We start from the raw sequence: 24982 nt of genomic DNA, 5'->3' as shown, positions 1-24982 counted from the left end.
TAATTTTTTGGCTTAACTTTGGAAGTTTTGATATGTGTCCATTTATTTCCGAAACAAATGCACTATACTCAGGCGTATAGTAAGGTGAATTTATTTCTAACGTCTCCTCAAGTTGCCAAAAATTCTCCAGAATATGAATATATCCAAAATCCAATACAGCCCCTACCAGCTCATTAAGCGTGCCATTAGCGCTATTTACGCTCTTAAGATGAAACTGAAATCGGTCGGCATTCAATTTCGAAAGAAATTCGTAATAGCTCGATTTTTCTGAATATTTAGCCATGCCATTTAGCACACTACCTTTAATTCTAAATCCGGCATAGGTCCGAAAATTAACTTTTCGCTCCCAGTTATATCTGTCAATTGCCTCAAGCAATCCAATTTCCGCCCATTGAATAAGGTCTTCCATTTCAAAGCCAGCATGCTTAGAACGGAAATAAATGCTCTTGGCTATATAGTGACTATAATCGCGATAGTATTCAAACAACCATAACCTTGCATTAACGAGATCTCCCGCTCGTAGCTCTCTCCACTTTTTATCAATCTCAACTGAATTCCAATCCATTGGGAGTATTTTATTTAAAACTGCCAATCAAAGAATACGCCAGTAACGACCAACCCTCGATCAAGACGAAGACTAAGATTTTAATCGGCAAGGAGATTGATGTTGGTGGAAGCATAATCATACCCATTGACATAAGTACACTTGCGACAATTAAATCGATCATTATGAACGGCAGGAAAATTATAAAACCAATTTCAAATGCAGACTGAAGCTCACTTAATAAAAAAGCGGGTACAAGTGTGCTAAACTCCAAATCAGCAGCGAAATTGGGCGCGCTCTTTTCAGACAGTTCCAGTATCAAAGCAATATTCTTTTCTTGAGTCTGGTTGATCATAAACTCTTGAATGGGCACACGAGCTAACGTGATCGCCTCACCGGCAGAAACCTCCTTCTTCATATACGGCTCTATTGCTTGAGCATTAATAGATTCAAAAACAGGAAGCATTACATAAATAGTTAAAATAAGCGCGAAACTTACCAATACGCTATTCGGAGGTGTGCTCGGCATCGCCAAGGCTTGTCTTAGCATTGACAAGACAATGACTATCCTGGTGAACGCCGTCAAAAGCATAAGGGCAGCGGGAGCTACACTTAGTAACGTAAGCAGTAATAGAATCTGTACTGGTGCGGAATAGTCCTCTTCCGCTGCCTGTGGATCAATGGAGAGTGAAATCCCACCACCGGAAACTTGAAGCTGCCCTGCCTGGGCAAAACAGTCTGTAGTCCCCCCTATAAAAAGAAATAATACAAAACAAAATAATAATCCACGTACCACTACTGATCTTCCATTACTAGACTTGTCAAACACAAGTTATTTGGTTGGCGCAAAACTAATACCTTTTTCCCTTTAATATCTAAGATATAAGCCGTGAGATTGGAATCAAGCGCTGTTTTTTCAACAAGATTAACAATCCCCGAATTGGTATTACTTTTTAATTTAAGTGCCAACCTGCCTCTTGATTTCCACCAGGCAACAGAGCCGATAGCGCCCAAAATAAACAAAACTACCCAATAACTTAAAGGCAGTTGGCTCGTTAATTCTCGGTCACCTTTAAACTCAATTTCAGATGTATCGGCTTTAGGCATAGCAACATCGCCAGGTTCAGAACTTGACAAATCATCAGCGATAGAACCACAAGATAATCCGATAGCAATGCACAAAGCTAAAATTCTATAGCAGATCAGAATGCTCAAGATTGAAAAACCTCAGATATCTGAAGGCCGTAATACCCTTTCACAATCACGAGCCGACCTTTGGCAACCACCTCTCCACCAACCAACAAGCTTAACTCTTGTGCAGAGGGAGTATCAAACTCAAGAATACTTCCAGAAGCTAATGACATAAGTTTTTCGACAGAAATCGTAGATCTTCCTATCTCTACCTTAGCCTCCACCTCAATTCCTTTCAAAATTTTTGGATTCAGTTTTTCGAAAAGTTTATTCCCAGCATTTTCTTTCAACTCTGGCAACTCCGCGATCTCTATTTCTACCGATTCCGACATAACTCAACTATACCCCGTTTATTCATTTGTCGACGCACTTCTAACAAGAACTGCGTTATTTCCATTTTTCTCACAAATATCCCCTAAAAGAAGAGGCTGCCCATCAACCGTACAAACCTCAATCGCCTGATTTGCCTCAGTGTCCAGGCGGATAACATCTCCAACTTTGATATTGCATAATTGATTCAAATCTAAAAATGTTCTACCCAAATTAGCAAGTAAATTAATTTCTTTATCTCGAATACCTACGTCAATAGGTGCCAATTTAGTTTTGTTAGAAAAGAACTCTCTTGGAACAAAAAATACTGAACTGATAATATGCTCACTCAAATACGTCAGCACTTCAAAGTCGCCGTTAATTAGTACTTTAATTTCCAACCAACCAGAACCATAGTGCGCTATCTCTTCTGGAAGTTGTCTATCAAAATTAACTTCCTCTTCGATCTCAAGAATTTTCAAAAAATCCTTAAGGAATTCAATTATAAACTGCTGAAAAATTGGGTGGGATAGCTCAACATAAGAGATCTGGGTCTTAAAACTCTCAGAAACCAATCCTGCGCAACTCTGTTCAGAAAGGCAAAACGCAATTCCCGTTCCAGAAACAATCTGTGCAAACTCACCTTTTCCAAGTCTGCCGGAACGAAAGGCATTACAAATAGAAGTATCCAGGTCAGTTTTCCCGAACCACTTCTTACTCCAATCTTGAGCAAGATCAAGAATTTTAGCATTCAATTCTTCTATTTCTGCATCAGAGAATACATAGAAAGGAAAAGCTGACATCTACCGACCTCTAGAGCTGTTATATAGTTCTTCTAGCATTTCACTAGAAACAGATAGAACCTGGGAACATGCCTGATACCCTCTTTGTATGATTATAATCTCTGAGAATTCGTCTGTAACATCCACATTAGAACGCTCTAAAGATTGAGTTCTAATATTGCCAACTATGCTTTCGTCAGCGGTGGCAATGACTTGTGGGCTACTTTCTGCGCTGAACACACTATCTGTCAGCCCTTGTAAAACGCTATTATCTTTGAAATACGCTAAGGCAATCTCATATGGCTCCTCGGAGGCACCATTAGTATAACTAAGAACTAGCCCTCCCTGTTCATTAAACGTTGCGCTTAATAGCGCTCCAACGCCGCGCCCATCACGATTCTCCGCAGAAATTCCATTGGTTTGAGAAGGAAAACTTGTTAAGCCACTAAACTCACCAGGCTCACCAGCATTTACTAGAATAGATTGACTGACACCACCTTCTGACACCAGCTCAAATGCGAAAGAATTTGAGTCTGCCATCGGAGATCCTGCTGAAGTAAACCTTAAAAGACCTGTGCCAATAATCTCATCATTAAAGTTTCTTACGTCTGCACGCCAGTCTCCCTCAGGCTCCTTCGTATAAGTTATTGTAAGCGTATGTGCCTCTCCTTGAGAGTCATACACTTGAAACTCCGCAGGCGTATCGGTGTTCAACGGGAACTCCGTACCTGTCGTGGAAAGTGAACTTAAATTGCCTGATAACTCAACTTCAGTCGTTGGCTCTGATTGTGATACCTGCCATGTAGAAATATCAATCTCTACTAGCTCACCGCTCTCAGCCAGAGCCATAATAGAACCGCCACTGCTTACATCTACAAGCTTATCTTCATTAAACTCAAACTGACCCGCACGCGTGTACAATAATTTTCCATTATTTTCAATTATAAAAAAACCCGCTCCATCTATCGCCAAGTTCGTATCTTGGCCAGTACTATATATATCCCCCTGTGTAAAGCGTGTAGCCGAACCTGAAAATCTTACCCCATCTCCAGTCTGGTTATCATTTAACTCTCTAAAGTAGCTATCTTGCTTTTTATACCCTGGTGAGTTCATGTTGGCGACATTGTGGCTTAAATTATCTAATGTTTTTGTAAAAGCTCTAAATCCCGACAAACTGTTACTAACTACACTAAGTAAAGACATAATTACTCCCGTATAATCCTTATTTCTGACGGTGATAGATCAGGAATAATTTCGTTGTTTCCAGTAACAACCGATAGTAATGGCGCTCCTTGGGAAAAACGAATAGAGGATACATTTCCTATAACTGCTCCATCTTGACCATTTATCTCCACGGTCTTCCCCAGCAAAGCCAAAGACTGGCTAACCGCATTTACTTCTAATAAATCAGAGATATCAGATTGCGTTGCTCTGGAAAGTTCAAGGTTCGAAAATTCCGCCAACTGTGTAATAAACTCCCGATTGTCTACGGGATCTAATGGATCTTGATAATTTAGTTGAGTAATAAATATTCGCAAAAATTCGTCAAGGTTTACCGCGCTTTGCTCATTAAGCGATTGCGTGCCAGCAACTTGTCCAACAGCATCAACAGGCATACTATTTCCCTCCAAGAACATTGAAGACTTTTCCGTTTACGATAACTCGGTCAACTTTCACATTCAATTCAAAATTAATTGATCTAATAAATTCTTTCATTTTCGAGAGGAATTTCCCAGTATTACAATAATAATCGCGCAATCTTATCTCTATCCCGCTATCGGATTTCACAACAGAAAGTAAAACTTTTTCGGGCAAAACTCTACTGGCGAGCATTCTAAAAGATTGTTCAGTATTTTTAAGGTCAACCACCAAATTTCGTGTATTGGAAGAAGATGACTCACCATAGTTAACTACAGGGTGACCATACTTACTTGTACGAACAAATTCCACTAAACTATATCGTGATTGTATTTCACTTGACGTGGAAAGAAGAATGTTTTTGTATGCCGTGTCGAGTTTTGAGCGTGAATTTTCCATTCCAGGGGAAAGTAAAGGTTCTTTCCTAGCCCTGCCTTCTGTTATATTTTGCTCTTTATATATAGTACTAGAATTTATCGATCCTTTTTCGACTTTTACATCCAAAGATTTTTCCCATTCTCTAAGCCATTTTTGCTTATTTTCTTGTCCATCTTTAGATTCAGGATTGGAAATAAACTTATTATAAGTTGTATTAAGAAACTCGACTGGCATAGCTATATCCTAAAATATCCTATTAATATTTCTCGGATACAAGTCAGCAATTTTGTCTGACTCTATCTTTGAATGTGTTAAAACAACCCTGTTATTCAACGACGATATCAGTTTGTTAAGCTCATTAATCTCCAGCTCCAAACCCAACAATTCATCTTCTAATTGATGGTATTTGCCTGAGCAATCCTCACACTCCGAGTTTAGTCGATTTGCATTCTTTTCTGTTATGCTCAAATATCCATAACTGTCATTCAGCTGTTCTGCATTAAAGCTCTCGGCGTCGACAATAGTTTTAATAAATTCTCTGACATATTTGACTTCTGTCAAGAAACGATCTCTATTGGCCTCTTTTAGATCTTTTTCTAATTTTAAGTTTGCCAATTCCCTAATATGGGAATTTTTCTTGATTTCTAATCTGTTCAAATAAACCTTGAACGCAGCTCTCTGCTTTTCTATTCTCTTAACTAATCTAAAATTCATTTTACAATAAATATCGTTAGTGATTTTTCAAAAGCATAAACAAACAATTCACTTATAACCTAAGGGGTGTCATTTTTATTAGACAAAGCACTAATCCTTGTTAGTTCGCTTATTGTAATATCCCTTGAAGACATTTTTCCTTTATACAAGAGATTACTTAGCTCGCTCTCCGCCACAATAGCAGCATCCAAACTCTCATTTTCTCCATTCTTGTACGCCCCAATCTGAATCATGGGTTTTGACTCCTGATACAAACTATGTGATTCCAGCAATTCCTTTACTACAAGGCGGTCATGAGAATCCACTAACTGCGGCATAATTCGACTAACACTTTCACGCAAGTTAATAGCAGGATATTTACCCTCTGACGCAATATCTCTATCTAATACAATATGCCCATCCAGCACCGCTCGCATATGATCCGCAACAGGATCGCTTAGATCATCTCCCTCAACCAAAACCGTATAATAGGCGGTAATAGTACCACCATTTTTAAATGCACCAGCTCTTTCTACAAGCTTTGGCAATAGATTGAAACAGGAAGGAGTGTAACCCTTAGTCGTTGGCGGCTCACCGGTGGCTAATCCCACCTCTCTTTGAGCCATTGCAAGCCTGGTAACTGAATCCATAGCCAGGAGAACATTCATATTTCTTTTACAAAAATATTCAGCTATAGCAGCTGCCGAGAACGCAGAATAAACTCTCATAAGAGCAGGCAACTCGGCAGAAGCTACTATTACTACAGAGTTTGATAGTCCCTCATCACCAAGAACATCCTGTATAAACTCCATTGCTTCACGGCCACGTTCACCAATTAGAGCTATAACGTTTATATCAGCGTCATGGCCTTTAACCAAGTTATTGATCAAAGTACTCTTGCCAACACCACTTCCCGCAAATATTCCAGTTCTTTGGCCTTTACCTAAAGTGAGAAAGCCATCGATTGCGGGTATTCTTGTTTGGCAAATCGTATCAATTCTATTTCTTTGGAAAGGATTAATTTCTTCCCCCCAAATTGATATTTGCTCGCCTTTGACTAGATGGCCACCATCTAAAGGGCTTCCGAGTGGATCAACCACACGCCCCTTCAGCTCATCACTGCAGGAAATACAGGGAAAATTCTGATCCGCGAGAACCTCTGCACCGGGCCTTACGCCCTTCACTTCGCCTAAAGGCATTAGAATAAGCTTCTCATTTGTAAACCCAACTACTTCAGCAAGTAAGTCTTGATGGCCGCCTTCTCGTTTTATAGAACACAGTTCACCGATTCTGGCATCAACCCCCGTGGCCTCAAGCGCAGCTCCTCGAAAACCCGTTAGTTTTCCAATTCTAGTAACTAGTCGAGCTGATCTAATTGCTTCACGATACGTTACAGGTGCCACCATCAAGAGCTAGTATCCATCATTACAGAGCTTGTGGAGTATTCGAGTGTCTCCTTTAAAAGCAATAGCTGCTTATCCAGTCTCGCATCCCATCGGCCACATTCACATTCAATAATTGCTCCGCCAAAAACCACAGCAGGATCAGACACAACTGAAATATTTCTTCCTAGTATAACTTTCAATTCTTCCTTTATACTATCCAAGCGAGATATGTCTTGGGGAGCCAACCTTATAGTAAGAGTCTGCTTCTCCATAACAGCTTTAATGCTATGCACAAGTATGGCTAAGAGCCCATTAGCTTTACAGTACTCCTCACCTATGAGTTTACATGCTATCTCAAACCCTATTTCGGCCGCGAACTCACTTATTTTACTCCAGTTGGCCTCGCTAACAGCGCGCAAAACAGAAAGCTGAGCTTGTACTTCGCCCTGTAGATTCTCGGCAGTTAGCCTATATTCCATCTCGCATTTATTCTTTGCACTTTCCCACCCCTCTGAGTACCCAGTATTCTTTGCTTCAACCTGGGCATTATTCAAGGTTTCATTCAGTGAGCTGAGCTTATTAGTTAGGCTTTTATTTATTTCATTTAAATTTTCAATTTCTTTAGATTGTCTTTCCAGATTCCCAGAAAGCTGTTCAATTTCCCTATTTGCTGCGTTTAGTTTTTCTCGATAATCTTCGATTGAATCAACTTCTTTCCTATATTCACTAATTAACTGTGTAGACACATTCTCAATACTGTCACTTGATCCAACATCAACTCCTAAGCGTTTCGCTCCCTTTATGATAGGATCACGAATAACTGAATTCATCAAATAACTCCAGCCTTATAGAGATCATGCAGTTTAACTACCGTAGACTCAACATGTGGCGTGACTTCGCCTGTCATACTTGAGCTACCCTTTTCCTTGCTTAGAACTTTCTGTATAGCTCTTGGCAGGCGCTCTCCCGACTGGATACCCTGTTGCACTGAAATGTCATTCGTAACACAGTGCATGTCCATCTCTTGAATAATTCCATCTATTTCACTGTAACTTAATTTGTCTAGATTCTTAGTTTTGAAACTATTCAAAATTTTATCGAGGTTTCTCTTCTGCTCCGTTTCCAGTCGCGCCCTTATCCACATGCGATCATACCACCTTAGTGATGCATACTTTATAGCTATAAACTTAGCCTTTTTGCTTTGAATATTTATATTCTGCATTTGATTCACCCAGCCAAATTCTCATATCTTCAAGTAATGCCGCCTTTTCCGGCCCACTTAAATGCTTCCTACGTAAGCTAGTATAAGCCATACCTATAATTACTAGAGCTATGATAATAGTAAGAACGATGAACCATAGCCGATACTCTCTGAATATAAGATTAGCATACCAAGGCCTGTTACTAGACGTGTATCTAGTACTCTCAACTTTGGACTCAGTATCGCTAGACAAACGACTAATTCCATCAAGATTTTCGTCAGTGCTTTTAGTTTTTTTGGAATCTTTCTCCCAACTATTCCTTAACGGAGAAATTGCCCTTATAGATACACGGTCTCCACGGACCGGGTTAAAACCAATAGCCTCTTCAACCAGCTTTGTAAGCTGGGAAACTTTTTGCTCCTCAACTTCTATCGCTAAAAGTATAGATACTGTGATCGTATTAATTCTTCCTGGGCCTATCTCGGTCTTTGTCATCTCTCTGGAATACTGATACTCATTTTCCACTGCTTCAGACACCAAACCTTTATCTATTCTTCTTGCGCCAGCTCCAGTTTTAGTTTGTCCGTCATAGTTGCGATTAGTTTTATTCCGCACGAGCACGCCTGAACTCTCACCAGTCAACGGAATAGCTGTTTGCTTCGTGCTCTCAGACTTAGAATAATCAATCGAGGTATCAATCAGCACAACGGCGTTTTCATCACTGACTATTCTATTTACTATTTCAGATACTTTTTCTTTGTAATAATTTTCTAATTCTTTCTTAAACTGCAGTTTACTTGTTACTCTAAACCCAGTTGATGGATCCTCTGATAAAAGTATCCCTGAAGAGTTCATTACTGTAACCCTATCTGGATCAAGTTCGGGAACCGCGGCAGCAACCAGATGTTGAATACCAAGCACTTCTTCTTGACTCAAACGTGTCGAATTCTTTATAGATAGAGCAACCGACGCCTTAGATTGACCTTGTCGATCTTTGAATAAGGAGTTTTCCGGCAATACCAAATGGACCCTTACTCTACGGACAGCTTCTAACGATTTTATCGTTCTTTCCAACTCTCCTTGAAGTGCACGCTGATAGTATATTCTTTGCGAAAACTCAGTCATGCCATATGAAGTGTTCTCAAATATTTCAAATCCCAGGCTACTACTCTCTAGAGTCCCATTTTTTGCCAAAATCATGCGAATTCTTGCCAAGTCATTACCTTGAACAGATATGGCACCATTTTCGGCAGAAAACTCATAGGGAATTCCCTCCTCATCGAGCATTCTTATTACATCCGAAAGCTGCTCAGCTTCTATATTCTCAGCCAATACCCTATGATCATTTTGTATCATGAAAAAAAATACTGCGGGAATACTTAGTATTAACACCACAGCTACAGCAAAAATAATTTTCCGATATATACTTAAATTTTCCCACATAATATAACTACAGTTAGATCTGCATCCTCATAACTTCCTGATATCCCTCAAGTATCTTATTTCTAACTTGTGTTACAAGTTCAAAACTCAGTTTTGCCTTGTTAATTGAGGCCATCACTTGGTGAACATTATCCAGTTCTCCTGTAATCAGCTCCAACGTCTCTTTTTCGGCACTCTTATACTGTTGGTCCACAGCATTCAGCTCACTCATTATAGATTCGAACACTGGTGATGAACGGCCAATACTCAGACTACTATTATCTATCGGAGATAATACAGGCCAAGAAGATATAGCATCAACTTCCATTATTTCACTCCAGTTTCTATAGCCCACTGAATCATCTGTTTCGATGCCTCCAATACTTGAACATTGGCCTGATACATGCGCGTTGCAGTCATTAAGTTAACCATCTCCTGAACAGGATCAACACCAGGCCTAAACACAAATCCGTTCCCGTCCGCATATGGATGAGAAGGGTCATATACTTTATTTGGCTCTACACTACGTTCGACTAATCTAACATCCATAACTGGTTTCGAATTATTCGTTCCACTTACTGTTGCCAACGCCTCAAGTGGCTTATAAACTTCACTCACGCTTCTGGCAGAATTTGAGCTGTTTGCTATATTCATGGCAACGGCGTCTGCCTTCAGCCTCTGAAATTCTAACCCTGTTAAACTAATGGAAAATACATCGTTACTCATTCCCGTCCCTCTTTTACAGCGACTTTTACTATGCCTGATAACTGAGATTTCGCGGTAAGCAACGATTGAAAATGTAATGTATTCTTAGCTAGCTTAACCATTTCCTCTTCCAGCCTTACTTTATCTTTCGAGGGATGAAAGTTGATATCATCAGCTGGAGACCATTTTTGCTCTAACTCGTTTAATCGAGCGTAGTTCTCGCTGCTAATTGCTGATACTAATTGCTCGTATATCTCGCCGAATTTTGTTGTTACAGGTTGGTAACCCTCTGTATCAATATTGGCCACATTGGTGGCAATAAGCCTGTTCTCGACACTAGCCCGATCCAATGCTTTCCCGAGGAGATCATTGGTTAGGCTTCCAAGTATTTCGATCATTCTTAATACCCCTTCTATTTTACTACAAGCTGCGCGTGCAAGGCTCCAGCAGATTTTACGGCCTGAAGAATCGCTATCATGTCTCTAGTGCTTACGTTAATTTGTTTAAGTGCTCGAACAAGATCGTTAACAGTGCTTCCCGAAGGTATTGATACGGACGCAAGAGATTGCTCTCTTACGCTTAAATTTGTTTGTGGAATAACAACTGTTGAAATTCCATTTCCATCGTGATCTGCTATATTGCTTTCTTCAAGGCCAAGAGCAAATATATTTGGTTGAGATACAGCATAATCAGTAGATATATTTAGCTCTATATTTCCATGAGAAATAGATACCGCATCAAGCCTGACATTTCCTCCTGATACGACTGTTCCAGTCCTCTCATTGACTACAATTCTTGCTATTAAGTCTGGAGTAATGGAAATGTTCTCTATTTTTGCGATCAAATCTACAACATCGGTACTATGTGGAATTTGAATATTAATCTTGCCTGCATGCTGAGTTGAAATAACCAAATTAGGGAAATTCTCGCTCAGAGCCTCTTTCACTCTAGCCGCAGTAGTAAAGTCCGGCTCAGACAGGAGAACACTGAGCTTCCCGCTTTCTACTAAATGTGTTTCAACTTCTCGTTCAACCGTAGCTCCATTGGCAATTACGCCAACTGTTGGATGGTTTTTCTGTATGACATTTCCATTCGCCCCATAGGCGTAGCCTCCAACTGAAACAGGTCCCTGGGCCAACGCATATATCCGACCATTTGCAGCCGTTAATGGTGTCATCAGCAGTGTACCGCCAATTAAGCTCCGCGCGTCGCCAACAGATGCGATATTAATGTCAATTTTATCTCCAGATTGCACAAATGAAGGTAATGTCGCCGTTACCATTACCGCTGCCACATTCCGACTACTAATATCACGTTCGTCTACGATTACGTTGAAACGAGCCAACGTATTTATAATGGATTGGACTGTGGCATCTGACCGACGCGTATCTCCGGTTCCCGCCAGACCTGCAACCAAACCATATCCTACCAATGCGTTATCTCTTACCCCTTCTACTCGCGCAAACTCCTTAAGACGTACTGATGCGTTTGCGTTGGTAACCAACAAAGACGACAGAAGCAAGTACGCTATAATGAAAAGCAGCTTGGAATTAAAAAAAATCATTATCTAAAACCTATTTATCCAGTTCTTGCAACTCTTCTGAGTAATCAGCCTGTGAATGTAGGCCCGCATCTGCTTCACTAATAGGCTCATCTTCTGAAAACCAACCACAACAGAATATACTCTTTAGTCTTGACCAAATACTAATACGATCTGGATCTTTCCCTGAATAGACAATTTTTGCCTGGCTAATTCTGCTGGAAACTACTGTATTATCTCCATCAATATGGATAGGTCGAACCCAACCACTTATTGCTATGTATTGGTCTTCACCATTCACTATAAGGTGCTGTTTTCCGTGCAAAAGTAATCGCCCATGTAAGTCAATATCTACAACATCCGCAGTGACAACAGCTTTAAATAGGCCATCCCGATTTGTAGCACTATCCCTATCTGCATCATACCCCAAGCTCAGAGCACCACTTCCCACCTCTTCCCTATTTGTAGTTACCAGGCGACCACTTGCATTTGCGTTGAGAGAGCCAGAATTGTTATCTCCGTCACTCGCTCTTGCCAGGGACGATTCGACTATAACAATGGTAACGCTGTCACCTATCGTGATTGCCCTATAATCAGCAATCAACGGAACGAAGGTTTCTTCGTTAAATAGGCTTTCTGAAAAAGCGGGACTCAGAGTAACCCCGAAATTCATAAAAAAAACTGCACACACTATTTTGATTTTCATAATTAGCCACTAATCACTACTAACTGTTTAGCAATGACCTTTCCTTTTAAAACATTTTTCTGCCCCTTTAGTTGAACAAACACTGTGTCACCAAGGTCCCCATCTGATTTGGCTCTGCCTATTGCTACAATTCTGATATTCTTTACAGCAGATAGAATCTTTATGGGTTCCCCTTGCTCAACTAAAGGGATATCTTCAATGTGAGAGGTAGTCAGGATTTCGTTAGCGGCTACAGCTATGGCGAGCCTTTTACCTTTAGGCAACTCTTCGACCACCTCGGAATTCAGTTTTGCGGAATCAATATATTCTTGCCTAACAGAAAGGAGTTCTACTCTACTCCCGGAATTGTAATTTTTCTCAGCGATCCAAGCTTTTTTATATGCTTTGACTTTCAACCAAACCGGGAAGCTTCGTATCTTATCGGAATCAGAAAGCAGCGTTACGCTTATCGATTCACGACTTCTCATCCTACCCTTACCCATTCTTTGCATCGTCAAATTATAATTGTCAGTGCATAGTTGTTGCTGCGGAATTTCCCCGATAATCTCCGCTGTTACCATACTGCCAAGAGAATCTAATTCCTTAAAGAAAGAAACAATTCTGGACGCAATATAATCCTCTGGGATAGTGAAGTTCTTGCACTCAACTTTTATTTGATTTGGCCCAAGCATTTGCAATTGAATTTCCGGATACTGGTTTTTAAGGAGTTTTTCTATATCCCTCCTGTGCAACCAGTAGCCTGTAACATTGGCATTTACTTTTAACGAATCCGGCACCTGGATATGACGATCTCCATTGATGGTAGGTTTAGACACTCCTAAACCACTCAAGGGTATACCTTTTTCATCCTGCCCTATTATAGGGTACAGCTTTAAAACTCCGGCGTCCGACAAGCTAGCTTCAGCCAACAATGAGAAAGCAAGGAAAGCAATAGGTAGTAATCGTCTACGAACCACTTTATATCCTTAATGAATTATTGATACGCATCATTTCATCTGCGGCTCGTATTACCTGTGAATTGCCTTCATATGCTCTCTGAGCCATAGTAAGACTCAACATTTCTTCCACCAAGTCTACATTTGAAGTCTCAACGTAGCCCTGGCGAACCAACCCCAATCCTCCATCGCCAGGCTCAGAGTAGAATGCACTTCCTGATGATTCATTAGCGATGTATAGGCCGCCGGAAATGGCATCCAGATCCTGCTCGGCCATAAATCCAGCAAGCGATATGCTACCAATCAATTCTTCTGAGCTATCCGGAAAGGTAGCATAGACATCCCCACCATCGGTAATTCGCAACTGGCTTGAATCGGCGGGCATCTGAATGCGATCTGCAAGCAAATGTCCTTCTCTAGTGCTAAGGAATCCATTTTCGTCTAATTTAAAGTTACCTGCACGGGTATATGCCAGTGCACCATTTGGCAACTCTACTTCGAAGAACCCCTTTCCTGAAATAGCGACATCCAGCCAGTTCTCTGAAGATTTGATATCACCAGGCTCAAAGAAGCGAACAATTTTATCCGCCACAGCCCCCATTCCATACGATTGATTTCTGGAGCCAGTAGCACCGTTTTCTTGGGCTTGATACATCAAGCTTTCAAAACTAACGCCCTGCCTCTTATAGGCAGTCGTGTTAAGATTTGCCATATTGTTAGATATAGTATCAATTTGAGATGCTTCTGCATGCATGCCTGTAGCCGCAATGTATAGCGCTTCGATCATATATTCACCAATTCAAGTTTATGGCCATCTTTAGCTATCTATAAGCTAAATCCTTCCTATTCTAGTAACTGCGTCTTCCATCATTGTGTTATAACCTTGTAAGACCTGATGTCCGCTTTCAAAATGTCTCGTTAATTCCACAAGCTTTATCATCTCCTGAAGATGATTCACATTTGACGCTTCGAGAAAACCCTGACGGACAGAAACCACTTCTAGTGGTTCAACAATGTTACTAGAGTAGAGCCCACTACCTTGAGGGAAAAGATCCGAAGTGTTCACTATAGCCAGCTGCGCTATGGGCTCTCCGCCTTCCTGATAGACGTATCCCTGCCTGTCAATCTCGAAACTTCCTGGTTGAAGTGAGATATCTCCCTCATAACCTTGTAGTTTTGCACCGTTCAAGAGTGTGAGAAATCCTTGTTGATCCACTTTAAGCTCTCCCCTCCGGGTTAGGAGCAGGTTATCGCCATGTCTAACCTGAAGGAACCCATCCCCTTCAAGCGCGATATTTAGTTTTCTCCCTGTATATTTCAAGGATCCCTGAGAGAAATCGACCGACTTGTTTACCTCTGGTACTCCTTCTTTTGCAGCCAGGGTCGTATTCTCAACGTCTTGCACTTCTGCTCCAGTAGAAGCGATATTGTCTACAATACGCTTGTATCCATTTGTTTGTATATTTGCCAGATTTTGGCTTGCAATATCCAGCTTTTCGATATCGAATTGCATAGATTTCAAAAGCGCACTCACCCCTTCAATCATGCGACTAACTCCTCTTTTTTTGTTCCTTCAGCCAAAGTTCCGCCGGTTACAATTGAGAACGATTGTACTTGAACAGTATTTGGAACTTCGCTAAGTGATATTACAAATATATGAGAGATAAATCTTTCGATTAGTTGACGCAGGTGGTAGCGTAAATTTGCGGAACAGAGCAGCACCGGTTTACGCCCTGAATGCACCATCTTTTCGGTAGACTTTACCAAGTTGATAGTGAATTTTTCCACTAGCCTTGGGTCTACACTAAGTTTCGCGACGCCGTCAACCTGCAGAATACTTTCCGATAACTTTCTTTCCAGTAGAGGATCCAAAGTCAAAACTTGCAAAATTCCATCCGCATCAAGTAGCGGCTCACAAATCACTCTTCCAAGCTGCTGTCGAACCATTTCTACGAGCAGAGGGATATCTTTTGTTATACGAGATTTATCCACCAAAGCTTCAGCGACTAGTTCAATATTTGTTATCGGAACTTTTTCCCTTAGCAAAGATTTTAAGACCTTCTGAATATCACTTAACGACATATTATCTGGAATAAGTTCATCGTATAAACCAGGCTGAGAAACTTTGACTTTGCTTAATAGAGCCTCCGTTTCTCTTCTGGTAACAAATTCACCTGCATGTTGTCTGATTATTTCAGTGAAATGTGTAAACAGTACAGTTACGGGATCAACTACAGTAAAATTCTTCTCTTTGGCAATCAATTTCTGTTCTGAATCAATCCATACTGCAGGTAATCCATATGACGGATCTTTGGTTTCAATTCCCGATATACTAATTTTACTTGTCGCACTGATAGCCAAGTATTTTTCTGGATAGCACTCCGAGCGTCCCACTCTTGTATTGAAAATTCTTATCTCATATGCATGCGAACTAAGTTTCTTTGATACGCTGACTTTGACCTTTGGGATAATAACTCCCATCTCTTGAGCGTATTGGTTCCTGAAATTTCGCACTTTCTCCAGAAATATAGCTTCACTCGATAGAAATTCACCAAGTTCTTCGCCCACGTGTATTTCGAGGGGTTCAACAACAATATCAGTGTATGTTTGTTCAGATTCCTGGTCTCTATCATCGTCTTTAATTATATCGCTATCAGCCAGGTCTTTTTGCGACTTTAACGCCAGCACAGCAAACGGAGCAAATATAAGCAGTAGAATGGCAATAGGCCATAGAGGAATTCCAGGTAAAAATGAGAATATCAGCAATGCAATACATACCAAAACCAAACTTTTTGGATATCGTGCAAGTTGCTTACCAATTTCATTGCCAAGAAACGAATCGCTGGATGCGCGGGTAATAATGATTCCAGTAGCAGTGGAAATAATTAGTGCCGGTATTTGAGTGACAATTCCGTCACCTACCGTCATTAATGTATAAGTATGTAGCGCATCACCCCAGCTCATACCAATTTGCGCTATACCAACAGTCAAGCCACCAATAATATCAATAAGGATTATGATGATTCCTGCGACAGCATCCCCTTTGACAAATTTACTTGCTCCATCCATGGATCCATAGAAATTTGCTTCCCTTTCGATATCCTTGCGTCTTTTCTGTGCTTCCTTTTCATCAATTAGTCCCATATTGAGATCGGCATCAATACTCATTTGTTTACCTGGCATGCTATCCAAGGTAAATCTGGCAGCGACCTCTGCGACACGCTGTGCACCGCTAGTTACCACTATGTATTGCACAACGATTAAAATAAAGAATACAACCAAACCAACTACATAGTTACCACCAACCACATATTCGCCAACTGCACCAATCACATCACCTGCATCACCTTCACTAAGGATAAGCCTGGTAGCCGCGATATTTAGAGATAGCCTCAACAGGGTTGCGATCAGAAGAATAGCTGGAAAAGTAGAAAACTCGACTGGCCTATCCATATAGAAAGTTAGGAGCAGAATAAGTAGCGCCGTACTGAAGTTGAACAACAGGAGAAAGTCCAGAATTCCTGAGGGTATGGGAGCAAAGAGGACGACCAGAATTCCAATCACTCCAACTACCAGAGCAATTTCACTTTTCGTTCCAAAAGTCCTTTCTAACATCTACTTAACTCTGCTCTGAGGAGGCTTTAATACCAGACCGATTTGAATTCTGTCTCTGCGTTGCATCTCTTAGCAACCTGGCCACCGGCATATATGTATCTACGGGGATGTAACTTTGCACTTTTGTGGATTTATATAGATATCTTGCCAAACCGGAGCGGTGAACAATCTGAATACCGTGGTTTCGTGCAATCTCTCTAATCGTTAGCGCAATTTGATCTGTGCCCTTCGCCACTACTATAGGCGCGGCCATTGTTCTTCTATCGTAGCGAATTGCTACAGCGATATGAGTTGGGTTTGTAATAATTAAATCCGCGGATGGCACACTACCCAATCCGTTCGTTCGCTTCCTTAGCTCTTGCTGAAGCTCCTTGCGGCGCTGCTTTATCTTAGGGTCACCTTCCCGTCTTTTTATCTCATCCTTCACTTCTTGCTTCGTCATTCGCATTTGCTTTAAAAAGCTTTTCTGGGAAAACATCAGATCAAGTAGAGCAATTACCGCTATTACCGGTATCAATAATGCCAACACCAGAGTCAGCGACTCCAGAAATACTGAAGTAGCTGAAGTCGCATTCAAATTCGTGAGGCCAACCCATCTGTTAACCAACGAAATTATTAATAGATAAAGAAATCCACCTAGCGCGGCCAGCTTGATAAAAGATTTAAACAAATCAAACAGGGCCTTTAGAGAGAATATTTTTTTAAACCCATTAACAGGGTTCAATCTATTAAAATCGGGTTTTAGCGGGCGCAAAGAAAAAATAAATCCAGTTTGAATAATATTTCCAATCACTCCAAATGTTACCGCCATTAACAATACAGGAACCAATACACTGATTGAAGAGCCTAGCTGATTTCCCGCCCACGCGCCAAGATTCTCTTTGCTGAGCCTTAAGTGTCCTGCGGAGGAGATCATGCTGCCGGAACTATCCAGTACTTTGTAGATTAACGTGTCTCCAATTCCCACCAATATAATCAAAAAACCAATTAGTGTAACAACAGATACCACTTCTACACTTTTTGCCACTTGCCCCATTTTTTTTGCTTCACGAAGCTTAAAAGGTGAGGCTGGCTCTGTTTTTTCAGAAGGGGAGTTCTTATCCTGAGACATTATGCCACCAAGACCTTAGTCCAGTTCCCAAAGATAGACTCAAAGATCGCTCGAATCGGATTGGAAAAATAGTTCAGAGATAACGTAAGGAGCATCAAGCCCATAAATATCTTAAATGGCAATCCGACAAAGTACGGGTTGAGCTGCGGCATGGTACGAGCGAATACAGCAATTACAAAATCAATAAGAAAAAGCCCCAAGATCACTGGTGCAGCCAGTGTCGCACCGTAGAGAAACATTTTCCCTGCGGCCAAAAAAGCTTCCAAAAATCCAATGGTTTTCAGACCCCCGCCGATTGGAACAAGCACAAATGTCTGTTTAATGCCACGAATAAGTGCCAAATGCCCATCCACAAGGAAAAATATCAGGGTGCCCATCAGAGTCAGCAGAGTCCCTATTAGGGAGTTCTGTGAATTAGACAGGGGGTTAAACAAGGTTGCCGCCCCCAAACCCATCTGAAAATCTATAAGGCGCCCTGCCACACTGAAGGCGGAGAAAGCAGCCATTATTGCTGCCGATAAAGCGAGACCTACAGAAAATTCTTTGAGCAATGCGATCACCAGCTCATAGCTAGAACCAATATTTAATCCGGTATCAGGCAACAAAGTTACAAGAACTACCGAGAACGCCATGACCAGAAAGAATCTGACGCGCAAGGGTAAAGAGGTAACAGCCTGCAGTGGCAAGGCAAAAAAAATGGGTGCCAGGCGTGTAGCAATTAACAAAATGCTTGTGACGAAATCAAGGCTGGCCTGAAACAACATTACATTAGCTCTGCTATTTGCCTAAACATAGCTTCTGTGTAGGCAACGATACCACCTAACATCCATGCACCAAATATAAATATTATACCGACAACGCTGAGTATCTTGGGCACAAATGTCAGCGTCATTTCCTGTATTTGAGTTACAACTTGAAAGATGCTTACAAGCAAGCCGACAAGGAGTGCCACCCCTAGGACAGGGGCTGAGACCACGGTCGCAGTGGTTAACATATGTTTTACGAGTTCTAGAGCAGCGTCAGTAGTCATATTTAGCTTAATTATTTTTTAATTGGGCAGCGCTATTTGTGCTTTGCGCCTTTCAAACTTTATTACTTGACTATTCTTCAGGGTCGTTTAACGTCGCTTCCTGTTGAATCTTTTCTTGATAGCGAGTCAACGCTTTTACAAGAGATTCACCTTGCTTATTGATTTCAGAGTTGAGTATTTGCCCCATGAGGCTCTCTGCAGACAGCACTTCCCCAGAGTCTGAATCCAGTAATACTTTTGAAAATCGACCGGCAAATGAGTTTCCACTCAACCGATTAGCCAGTTTTGATTGGATACTTGCCGAACTCTTATCTCCCTTCAACAAAGAGATAACGGCCAAAGTACCCTGGGTTTCCGCGAATCTTGGTTCAATAGACTTGGCACGCTGCGCGACCTCTTCTGCCTTGTCGAGGTCATTGGCACAGATATAGGCCCATGCCAAAGCGTTGTAGGTACCCAAATGTGTTGGCATTAGCTCCACCGCGCGCTCCAGGCAATCGGTAGACTGGGCGAAATCCCTACGTAACATCGCCAATAACCCCTTACCCAACCAACCCCTTCCACTGCTTGGCTTTTCTGCCAGTGCCACTGAGAAGTTGGTATCCGCCACGGCCAAATCGCCATCGTTCAAGCTTAAAGTGCCCGCAACCAAGTTTGCTTCGACATTTTGCGGATTTTTTCCCAAGATGGAGTTCGCCAGAGAACGCGCATTCTCGACACTCTCCTGATCCAGAGCAATGATTGCCAGCATAGATTCCGCTTCCAGCGCGGTCTCGTCATGTGTAGCGGCGACCCATAGAAGCTCTGTAGCTTCATCCATTCGGCCGAGATGGTGGAGTGCACGGGCCTTGAGCAGAGCGGTCCTAGGCTGAGAACTATCAGCACCTTCCAATACTTCGAGAGATTCTGCGGGCTGATGCAAGGCGAGCCTTGCCCACGCAATATTATATTTGACCACGTCTTGGGGGACATCGGTATTCAGCAGTGCGGTGAATGCCTCTACGGCGCTCTGAAATTCGTTCTTGTAGAGGAGAAGCATTCCCTTTTGAAAGGCCAGGGAGGGGTTATCGGGCGAGCGTTTAAGGCCATAAGCCAGGTAGACCTTGGCCTGATCTAGATTGCCAGCCCTCAGGCAGCTATCCACCAGGTCACCGACTATACGAAGATTGTCCGGATCTCGTTCCAGAAAAGTTTCAAGTTTTTTAATTTTTTCTTGTAAATTTTCCAAAGCCGCCCCCCAGAGACATCCCTCTCAGTACAAGGCGAGAGAATCTACCACACGCTGGGCGGAAATAAGTAGTGTTTCCATATTTTAGTACCAAATAATTCACATTACACGCCACTTCAGTATGATTATCAGTCAACTTGATTATCATACAAACTATAATTGGTTAGAAAAAATCCAGTTTAGTGCTGCATGCTCATTTATTGTTAACGCAAAAAGTATTGGATACTGTTTCAGGGAGACTACTCCTTCCAGCGAAAGCAAACAGATTTCCCTCGCCATTTATACACTTTTGGGAGGTTTGGGATATTTGAGAGGTTGGGGATGGATGTTTGATATAGCTTTTACAGCTTATTAGTAAGCGTCCGGCCATCACACCTTGTCAGTGGGCAGCCAGTGATGTGGCAGCAACTCTCCAATGGCGCTCGCGCGCTGCGTCGGTAATCGCTGCATGACGTCTTTCAGATACGCATAGGGATCGTGACCATTCAGCTTGGCTGACTGGATCAGGCTCATGATCGCAGCGGCCCGCTGGCCACTGCGCAAGCTGCCGGCGAACAACCAGTTGCTGCGCCCCAGTGCCCACGGGCGGATCTGGTTTTCCACATGGTTATTGTCGATAGGCGCCATCGTCACAATAGCGCGTCAGTGCCCGCCAGCGTTTCAGGCTGTAATCGATCGCCTTGGCCGTTGCCGAGCCATTGGGCACCTTTTGTCGGTGCGTCATCAGCCACTGGTGGAGACTGTCCAGGATTGGGGTTGATCGCTGTTGTCGGAGCTGCTTTCTGGCTTCAGCGGTGAGCTTTTGGGCTTCCCGCTCAATGTCGTAAAGCTGCTGGATCAGCTGCAGGGCCTGTTCGGCAATCTGGCTTTTATTCGCCACATGCAGGTCGTAGAACTTCCTCCGAGCATGGGCCATGCAGCCAATCTCAGTGATGCCCTTGTTGAAGCCGGCCTTGTAGCCACTGTAGTCGTCGCACACCAGTTTGCCCTGCCAGCCTTCAAGGAAGGTGCGGGCATTGGCGCCAGCGCGGATTTCGGCGAAGTCATAGACCACGGCTTTCACCGCGGCAGTAGAGGTACTGCAGTAGGCCCAGATGTAAGCGCAATGGGTTTTCTTTTTACCAGGTGCCAGCATGGGTACTGGGGTTTCATCGGCGTGGAGAACCGGGTGCAGAAGCAGCTCTTCTCTCAGGGCATCGACCAATGGTTGCAAAGCAACGCCGCAGCGGCCAACCCATTCCGCCAAGGTGGAGCGGGAGATGGCGAGTCCGGCCTGAGCAAAGATCTTTTCCTGCCGGTAGAGTGGCAGGTGATCGGCGTATTTGGCAATCAGCAGGTGGGCCAGCAGACCACTGGTGGGGATGCCCTTGTCGATGATCTGCGGGGGCACCGGTGCCTGGGTGAGGCTTTCGCAGGTTTTACAGGCCCACTTGCCGCGGATATGACGCTCTACGGTGAACGTACCCGGGATGTAGTCGAGCTTTTCACTGATATCTTCGCCGATGCGCTGGAGCTGGCAGCCGCAGGTGCACTGAGTGCTGTCCGGTTCCTGGCGCGGCAGCTGCGGTGGCAATGGAGAGCGTTTGGGCTGGTGTTTCTCGGGTTTTGGCTTGCTATCGACAGGCCCAGCCCGCTCCATCTCGACAGCCGCGATATCGGCGTCCACCAGTTCGTCTAATAGGCTGGCCTGGTGGGCATTGAGCGCTTCACTGCTCTTGCCGAAGTGATGGCGTTTGAGGATGGCCAGCTCGTGTTTGAGCTTGTCGTTCAGCAGCTGTTGATTATGGAGCTGGTTACTCTGCCGAGAGATGGTCTGATCTTTCTCCGCCGCATCGGACAGTAGCTGCGCCGCGAGCTGGCGCAGTTGGTCGGCATTGAGGTTGTTGAGATCAGGCGGTGTCGTCATGGCAGTCATACTGCCAGACTGCAGCGCGTTGGCCAGGGAGGAATGGATTAGAGTATGGCGATCCGGTTATCGCGACCGACTTGGTGCCAGGGTAGCCCAATCACCAGCGCCTGTAACTGCTCTGAGGTCAGGGCGACACGCTCGCCCCGCCACGGCTTGCCCCAGGCAAAGCTGCCCTGGTGCAGACGCCGAGCTGCCAACCACAGGCCGAAGCCATCATGCACCAGCACTTTCATACGGTTGCCGCGTTTGTTGGCAAACAGATAGGCGCGGTGGGGTTTGGCCTCACCGAACACCTGCACCACACGCGCCAGTGCGGTATCCGGCCCCGCACGCATATCCAGAGGCTCGGTGGCCATCCAGATCTCGTCGACTTGGATCACGACTGCAGCGCTCGGAGCCAGGGAATGGCGCGGTCGATCTGCGCCAACGGCCAGCGCACCATGATACCGGGCAGTTCGAGGACCACCTCCTCTGCCGTTCCAGTAGGCACCGGCAGAGGTACCGGCACGAACCCCTTATCAACGGGCTTCTGGTCTCCCTTAGCCTCTCGCCGCCACTTGTGGATTAGATTGGCATTGATATCGCGTTGCAGGGCAACGCTCGCGATGGAGACACCCGCCTCCTGGCAAGCCTTGAGTACTCTGGCTTTAAACTCCGGGGAGTGACGGCGACGCTTAACAGGTGTCTTAGCAGGGATAATTTCATTCATATTAGGTGTCCACTTGTTGATAGGTGGACACCTAAATTACAGGGCTGATTGCTGTTGGGTAGATGAGTGCACCGGACGGTTACACTTATTACGGAAAACAGCTTCTTGGCCGGTGCCCCTGATCCCGCTATTACCAACTCTCCGACAAAACATTTTTGCTTGTCGGGGTTCTGAAGGCCAAAGAACTCAGCTGCCAACACGAGTTGCAGCACCAAGCAAGACGATATTCGCCGATTGACGTCGCCACAGTGGTGGTCTTTAAACTGCTGGCAGAGGTAGTACCACCGATAACGGTTCCCGCTATTACAATTCTGCAATGCCAAGATTTGACCCTTAGTTTTCGATATCGTTGACTGGCTCACGCCTACGAGCGCGGCAATCTCTGCTTGCGTGGGACCGCTTTTCTTTCAGGAACTCAATCCGGCATCTTTGCTCATATGTCAGTAGTCAGGAAGTTGCAGGTGGTGAGAAATAACGCTCACAGTCGTGTATACCCTGCGCCCAGCGCTTGCCGAGTTGCTCACAGACGCCTCGCACGGAATGAGCGGCGCCCACCAGAGACTTGAAACGGCTTTCGAAGTGTTTGTTCAGGTAGAGCCAGTGCCGGGGATCTATCTGCAGCCGCTCCAGGATTGGCGGCAGCTGTTCGGTGATGGCCCCACGCTTGTCCTCGCGCAGACAGCGTCCGCTCCAGTCCACCAACTCCAGGTAGTCCTGTAACCGGAATGGCAGCCCCGTCGGCATGCTCTCTCTGGGATTGCCGGCGAAGGGAAACAGGGATTCCGGCTGCCGCGCCCCTTTCGCTGCTCCGATGCGCTGTTTGACGGAAGTGTGCTCCGATGTCTCGGGCGTTTTAGCGATCTTTGCGCGAATGGGGTTGAGATCCACATAGGCCAGGCAGGCCGCCAGCGCCCGCTCGTCCAGCAGGGCTTGGGATTTGAAGCGGCCCTCCCAGAAGCGGCCGGTACAGCCGTCCTCCCGGTTGGCCTCGCGGGCAATGGACTCGTTCAGCATACGCATAAACCAGCTGATATCCATCAGCCGTACCCGCCACACCTCCGCCACCTCGGCAAGCCGGGCCAGCTCCGCGGCATCGAGGCGTTCGCCGCGGACGAAGCGCCGGGAGAGCGGGGAGCCCTGGCACAGCCGGTGCCAGCGTTCTACCACTTCACCCAGCGTCCAGCCGGCCGCCTGCGCCGCATCCACATGCAGCACCACATGGTAGTGGTTGCTCATCACCGCATAGGCACAGATATCTAGCGCGAACACCTCCGCCAGCTCCAGCAACCGGTCCTCGATCCATTGGCGCCGGTGCTCGAAGCATTGCCCGGTTCGCTCGTCCCGCCCGCACAAGAAGGCGCGGCGCACGCAGCGGGAGACGCAATGGTAATAGGGTGTGGTTTCAAGCGAGATGAGGGCTTTGCGCGGGAATCCCATGCTGATTATCCGTACAGGTGGATGGATAGCCAGCATTTTGCGTCAATTCGCGGAAGTTGCAATAGGGGTGGCGCTGAATGCTTTTTGTTTGGTGGGTGTCCATGAATGTCCTTTGCGCGGGAATCCCATGGTTGGTTATCCGTACAGGTGGATGGATAGCCAGTATTTTGCGTCAATTCGCGGAAGTTGCAATAGAGGTGGCGCTGAATGCTTTTTGTTTGGTGGGTCTCCATGAATGTCATGTTTTGTTTGGTGGGTGTCCATGAATGTCATTGTCCATGAATGTCATGTCTTGCGCACGCAACGGGAGACGCAATGGTAATAGGGTGTGGTTTCAAGCGAGATGAGGGCTTTGCGCGGGAGTCCCATGGTTGGCTATCCGCACAGGTGGATGGATAGCCAGTATTTTGCGTCAATTTGCGGAAGTTGCAATAGAGGTGGCGCTGAATACTTTTTGTTTGGTGGGTGTCCATGAATGTCCTGTTTGTTTGGTGGGTGTCCATGAATGTCCTG

General features: G+C 44.3%; 29 protein-coding genes and 1 pseudogene. All 30 read right to left on the bottom strand.

What is annotated here, in order from left to right; genetic code table 11:
* Nucleotides 1–565, bottom strand: a 565-nt coding sequence (locus tag FHS09_RS21300; protein ID WP_281383198.1) for a sigma-70 family RNA polymerase sigma factor, incomplete at its 3' end; no start/stop codon positions are given.
* Nucleotides 566–575: 10 nt separating this feature from the next.
* Nucleotides 576–1340, bottom strand: coding sequence for a flagellar type III secretion system pore protein FliP (gene fliP, locus FHS09_RS21295; RefSeq protein ID WP_183463742.1), 765 nt, complete (start codon nucleotides 1338–1340; stop codon nucleotides 576–578).
* Nucleotides 1340–1759 (bottom strand): hypothetical protein, encoded by a 420-nt coding sequence (locus FHS09_RS21290; RefSeq protein ID WP_183463740.1) that lies wholly within the window; start codon nucleotides 1757–1759, stop codon nucleotides 1340–1342. The genes fliP and FHS09_RS21290 overlap by 1 nt, the downstream gene beginning before the upstream one ends.
* Nucleotides 1756–2067: a FliM/FliN family flagellar motor switch protein gene (locus tag FHS09_RS21285; RefSeq protein WP_183463738.1), complete on the bottom strand. Its 312-nt coding sequence runs from the start codon at nucleotides 2065–2067 to the stop codon at nucleotides 1756–1758. The genes FHS09_RS21290 and FHS09_RS21285 overlap by 4 nt, the downstream gene beginning before the upstream one ends.
* An 18-nt stretch (nucleotides 2068–2085) precedes the next feature.
* The gene (locus FHS09_RS21280; RefSeq protein ID WP_183463735.1) at nucleotides 2086–2847 is read right to left on the bottom strand and encodes a FliM/FliN family flagellar motor switch protein; all 762 of its coding nucleotides are present in this window, start codon (nucleotides 2845–2847) and stop codon (nucleotides 2086–2088) included.
* Nucleotides 2848–4029: a flagellar hook-basal body complex protein gene (locus FHS09_RS21275; RefSeq protein WP_183463733.1), complete on the bottom strand. Its 1182-nt coding sequence runs from the start codon at nucleotides 4027–4029 to the stop codon at nucleotides 2848–2850.
* Between the two features lie 2 nt (nucleotides 4030–4031).
* Nucleotides 4032–4442, bottom strand: coding sequence for a flagellar hook capping FlgD N-terminal domain-containing protein (locus FHS09_RS21270; RefSeq protein WP_183463731.1), 411 nt, complete (start codon nucleotides 4440–4442; stop codon nucleotides 4032–4034).
* A gap of 1 nt (nucleotide 4443) precedes the next feature.
* Complete coding sequence (locus tag FHS09_RS21265) at nucleotides 4444–5076, bottom strand: hypothetical protein (protein ID WP_183463729.1); 633 nt, start codon at nucleotides 5074–5076, stop codon at nucleotides 4444–4446.
* Between the two features lie 9 nt (nucleotides 5077–5085).
* The gene (locus tag FHS09_RS21260; protein WP_183463727.1) at nucleotides 5086–5556 is read right to left on the bottom strand and encodes a hypothetical protein; all 471 of its coding nucleotides are present in this window, start codon (nucleotides 5554–5556) and stop codon (nucleotides 5086–5088) included.
* Nucleotides 5557–5615: 59 nt separating this feature from the next.
* Nucleotides 5616–6941 carry a FliI/YscN family ATPase gene (locus FHS09_RS21255; RefSeq protein ID WP_183463744.1) on the bottom strand — a complete coding sequence of 442 codons (1326 nt, stop codon included), beginning with the start codon at nucleotides 6939–6941 and terminating at the stop codon, nucleotides 5616–5618.
* Nucleotides 6941–7750: a FliH/SctL family protein gene (locus FHS09_RS21250; protein WP_183463725.1), complete on the bottom strand. Its 810-nt coding sequence runs from the start codon at nucleotides 7748–7750 to the stop codon at nucleotides 6941–6943. Before FHS09_RS21250 ends, FHS09_RS21255 begins: the two co-directional genes overlap by 1 nt.
* Entirely contained in the window at nucleotides 7750–8142 is a 393-nt protein-coding gene (locus FHS09_RS21245) for a hypothetical protein (protein WP_183463723.1), read from the bottom strand. The genes FHS09_RS21250 and FHS09_RS21245 overlap by 1 nt, the downstream gene beginning before the upstream one ends.
* On the bottom strand, nucleotides 8108–9565 hold the full coding sequence (fliF, locus tag FHS09_RS21240; RefSeq protein WP_183463720.1) for a flagellar basal-body MS-ring/collar protein FliF: 1458 nt from the start codon (nucleotides 9563–9565) through the stop codon (nucleotides 8108–8110). Before fliF ends, FHS09_RS21245 begins: the two co-directional genes overlap by 35 nt.
* 13 nt (nucleotides 9566–9578) lie before the next feature.
* On the bottom strand, nucleotides 9579–9872 hold the full coding sequence (gene fliE, locus FHS09_RS21235) for a flagellar hook-basal body complex protein FliE (RefSeq protein WP_183463718.1): 294 nt from the start codon (nucleotides 9870–9872) through the stop codon (nucleotides 9579–9581).
* Entirely contained in the window at nucleotides 9872–10270 is a 399-nt protein-coding gene (flgC, locus tag FHS09_RS21230; RefSeq protein WP_183463716.1) for a flagellar basal body rod protein FlgC, read from the bottom strand. The genes fliE and flgC overlap by 1 nt, the downstream gene beginning before the upstream one ends.
* Nucleotides 10267–10647, bottom strand: a complete 381-nt coding sequence (locus FHS09_RS21225; protein WP_183463714.1) for a flagellar basal body rod protein FlgB — start codon at nucleotides 10645–10647, stop codon at nucleotides 10267–10269. Before FHS09_RS21225 ends, flgC begins: the two co-directional genes overlap by 4 nt.
* 14 nt (nucleotides 10648–10661) lie before the next feature.
* The gene (locus FHS09_RS21220; RefSeq protein WP_183463712.1) at nucleotides 10662–11813 is read right to left on the bottom strand and encodes a flagellar basal body P-ring protein FlgI; all 1152 of its coding nucleotides are present in this window, start codon (nucleotides 11811–11813) and stop codon (nucleotides 10662–10664) included.
* A 10-nt stretch (nucleotides 11814–11823) separates the two neighbouring features.
* Entirely contained in the window at nucleotides 11824–12495 is a 672-nt protein-coding gene (locus FHS09_RS21215; protein WP_183463710.1) for a flagellar basal body L-ring protein FlgH, read from the bottom strand.
* 2 nt (nucleotides 12496–12497) lie between these two features.
* Complete coding sequence (gene flgA / locus FHS09_RS23315) at nucleotides 12498–13451, bottom strand: flagellar basal body P-ring formation chaperone FlgA (RefSeq protein ID WP_183463708.1); 954 nt, start codon at nucleotides 13449–13451, stop codon at nucleotides 12498–12500.
* 1 nt (nucleotide 13452) lies between these two features.
* Nucleotides 13453–14217 carry a flagellar hook-basal body protein gene (locus tag FHS09_RS21205; RefSeq protein WP_183463706.1) on the bottom strand — a complete coding sequence of 255 codons (765 nt, stop codon included), beginning with the start codon at nucleotides 14215–14217 and terminating at the stop codon, nucleotides 13453–13455.
* Nucleotides 14218–14262: 45 nt separating this feature from the next.
* The gene (locus FHS09_RS21200) at nucleotides 14263–14976 is read right to left on the bottom strand and encodes a flagellar hook-basal body protein (RefSeq protein WP_183463704.1); all 714 of its coding nucleotides are present in this window, start codon (nucleotides 14974–14976) and stop codon (nucleotides 14263–14265) included.
* Nucleotides 14973–17045 carry a flagellar biosynthesis protein FlhA gene (locus FHS09_RS21195; RefSeq protein WP_183463702.1) on the bottom strand — a complete coding sequence of 691 codons (2073 nt, stop codon included), beginning with the start codon at nucleotides 17043–17045 and terminating at the stop codon, nucleotides 14973–14975. Before FHS09_RS21195 ends, FHS09_RS21200 begins: the two co-directional genes overlap by 4 nt.
* A 4-nt stretch (nucleotides 17046–17049) precedes the next feature.
* Entirely contained in the window at nucleotides 17050–18156 is a 1107-nt protein-coding gene (locus FHS09_RS21190) for an EscU/YscU/HrcU family type III secretion system export apparatus switch protein (RefSeq protein WP_183463700.1), read from the bottom strand.
* Nucleotides 18156–18920, bottom strand: coding sequence for a flagellar biosynthetic protein FliR (locus tag FHS09_RS21185; RefSeq protein WP_183463697.1), 765 nt, complete (start codon nucleotides 18918–18920; stop codon nucleotides 18156–18158). Before FHS09_RS21185 ends, FHS09_RS21190 begins: the two co-directional genes overlap by 1 nt.
* Nucleotides 18920–19186, bottom strand: a complete 267-nt coding sequence (gene fliQ, locus FHS09_RS21180; RefSeq protein WP_183463695.1) for a flagellar biosynthesis protein FliQ — start codon at nucleotides 19184–19186, stop codon at nucleotides 18920–18922. The genes FHS09_RS21185 and fliQ overlap by 1 nt, the downstream gene beginning before the upstream one ends.
* A 70-nt stretch (nucleotides 19187–19256) precedes the next feature.
* Nucleotides 19257–20414 (bottom strand): tetratricopeptide repeat protein, encoded by a 1158-nt coding sequence (locus FHS09_RS21175; protein ID WP_183463693.1) that lies wholly within the window; start codon nucleotides 20412–20414, stop codon nucleotides 19257–19259.
* 369 nt (nucleotides 20415–20783) lie between these two features.
* Nucleotides 20784–22320, bottom strand: a pseudogene (gene tnpC, locus FHS09_RS21170) (IS66 family transposase).
* A 47-nt stretch (nucleotides 22321–22367) separates the two neighbouring features.
* On the bottom strand, nucleotides 22368–22703 hold the full coding sequence (gene tnpB, locus FHS09_RS21165) for an IS66 family insertion sequence element accessory protein TnpB (RefSeq protein WP_183463691.1): 336 nt from the start codon (nucleotides 22701–22703) through the stop codon (nucleotides 22368–22370).
* On the bottom strand, nucleotides 22700–23032 hold the full coding sequence (locus tag FHS09_RS21160; RefSeq protein ID WP_183463689.1) for a transposase: 333 nt from the start codon (nucleotides 23030–23032) through the stop codon (nucleotides 22700–22702). The genes tnpB and FHS09_RS21160 overlap by 4 nt, the downstream gene beginning before the upstream one ends.
* A 447-nt stretch (nucleotides 23033–23479) precedes the next feature.
* A complete protein-coding gene (locus tag FHS09_RS21155) occupies nucleotides 23480–24469 on the bottom strand; it encodes a transposase (protein WP_183463687.1) in 990 nt (329 codons plus the stop codon).
* Nucleotides 24470–24982: the final 513 nt, after the last annotated feature.

The organism is Microbulbifer rhizosphaerae (assembly GCF_014191725.1).
In the GTDB taxonomy this organism is placed as follows: Bacteria; Pseudomonadota; Gammaproteobacteria; order Pseudomonadales; family Cellvibrionaceae; genus Microbulbifer; species Microbulbifer rhizosphaerae.
The sequence above is the reverse complement of the archived record's forward strand: the minus strand, read 5'-3'. Positions and strand labels throughout refer to the sequence as shown.

What these genes read in the sequence shown, in the direction of transcription:
- fliE (WP_183463718.1), bottom strand. Translation starts at nt 9,872, where the DNA reads ATGGAAGTTGATGCTATATCTTCTTGGCCTGTATTATCTCCGATAGAT.
- FHS09_RS21270 (WP_183463731.1), bottom strand. Translation starts at nt 4,442, where the DNA reads ATGCCTGTTGATGCTGTTGGACAAGTTGCTGGCACGCAATCGCTTAAT.
- FHS09_RS21195 (WP_183463702.1), bottom strand. Translation starts at nt 17,045, where the DNA reads ATGTTAGAAAGGACTTTTGGAACGAAAAGTGAAATTGCTCTGGTAGTT.
- FHS09_RS21200 (WP_183463704.1), bottom strand. Translation starts at nt 14,976, where the DNA reads ATGATTGAAGGGGTGAGTGCGCTTTTGAAATCTATGCAATTCGATATC.
- FHS09_RS21265 (WP_183463729.1), bottom strand. Translation starts at nt 5,076, where the DNA reads ATGCCAGTCGAGTTTCTTAATACAACTTATAATAAGTTTATTTCCAAT.
- FHS09_RS21255 (WP_183463744.1), bottom strand. Translation starts at nt 6,941, where the DNA reads ATGGTGGCACCTGTAACGTATCGTGAAGCAATTAGATCAGCTCGACTA.
- FHS09_RS21245 (WP_183463723.1), bottom strand. Translation starts at nt 8,142, where the DNA reads ATGCAGAATATAAATATTCAAAGCAAAAAGGCTAAGTTTATAGCTATA.
- FHS09_RS21225 (WP_183463714.1), bottom strand. Translation starts at nt 10,647, where the DNA reads ATGATCGAAATACTTGGAAGCCTAACCAATGATCTCCTCGGGAAAGCA.
- FHS09_RS21185 (WP_183463697.1), bottom strand. Translation starts at nt 18,920, where the DNA reads ATGTTGTTTCAGGCCAGCCTTGATTTCGTCACAAGCATTTTGTTAATT.
- fliQ (WP_183463695.1), bottom strand. Translation starts at nt 19,186, where the DNA reads ATGACTACTGACGCTGCTCTAGAACTCGTAAAACATATGTTAACCACT.
- FHS09_RS21285 (WP_183463738.1), bottom strand. Translation starts at nt 2,067, where the DNA reads ATGTCGGAATCGGTAGAAATAGAGATCGCGGAGTTGCCAGAGTTGAAA.
- FHS09_RS21250 (WP_183463725.1), bottom strand. Translation starts at nt 7,750, where the DNA reads ATGAATTCAGTTATTCGTGATCCTATCATAAAGGGAGCGAAACGCTTA.
- FHS09_RS21190 (WP_183463700.1), bottom strand. Translation starts at nt 18,156, where the DNA reads ATGTCTCAGGATAAGAACTCCCCTTCTGAAAAAACAGAGCCAGCCTCA.
- FHS09_RS21275 (WP_183463733.1), bottom strand. Translation starts at nt 4,029, where the DNA reads ATGTCTTTACTTAGTGTAGTTAGTAACAGTTTGTCGGGATTTAGAGCT.
- FHS09_RS21215 (WP_183463710.1), bottom strand. Translation starts at nt 12,495, where the DNA reads ATGAAAATCAAAATAGTGTGTGCAGTTTTTTTTATGAATTTCGGGGTT.
- flgC (WP_183463716.1), bottom strand. Translation starts at nt 10,270, where the DNA reads ATGAGTAACGATGTATTTTCCATTAGTTTAACAGGGTTAGAATTTCAG.
- FHS09_RS21205 (WP_183463706.1), bottom strand. Translation starts at nt 14,217, where the DNA reads ATGATCGAAGCGCTATACATTGCGGCTACAGGCATGCATGCAGAAGCA.
- FHS09_RS21220 (WP_183463712.1), bottom strand. Translation starts at nt 11,813, where the DNA reads ATGATTTTTTTTAATTCCAAGCTGCTTTTCATTATAGCGTACTTGCTT.
- FHS09_RS21160 (WP_183463689.1), bottom strand. Translation starts at nt 23,032, where the DNA reads ATGAATGAAATTATCCCTGCTAAGACACCTGTTAAGCGTCGCCGTCAC.
- FHS09_RS21155 (WP_183463687.1), bottom strand. Translation starts at nt 24,469, where the DNA reads ATGGGATTCCCGCGCAAAGCCCTCATCTCGCTTGAAACCACACCCTAT.
- fliF (WP_183463720.1), bottom strand. Translation starts at nt 9,565, where the DNA reads ATGTGGGAAAATTTAAGTATATATCGGAAAATTATTTTTGCTGTAGCT.
- FHS09_RS21280 (WP_183463735.1), bottom strand. Translation starts at nt 2,847, where the DNA reads ATGTCAGCTTTTCCTTTCTATGTATTCTCTGATGCAGAAATAGAAGAA.
- FHS09_RS21260 (WP_183463727.1), bottom strand. Translation starts at nt 5,556, where the DNA reads ATGAATTTTAGATTAGTTAAGAGAATAGAAAAGCAGAGAGCTGCGTTC.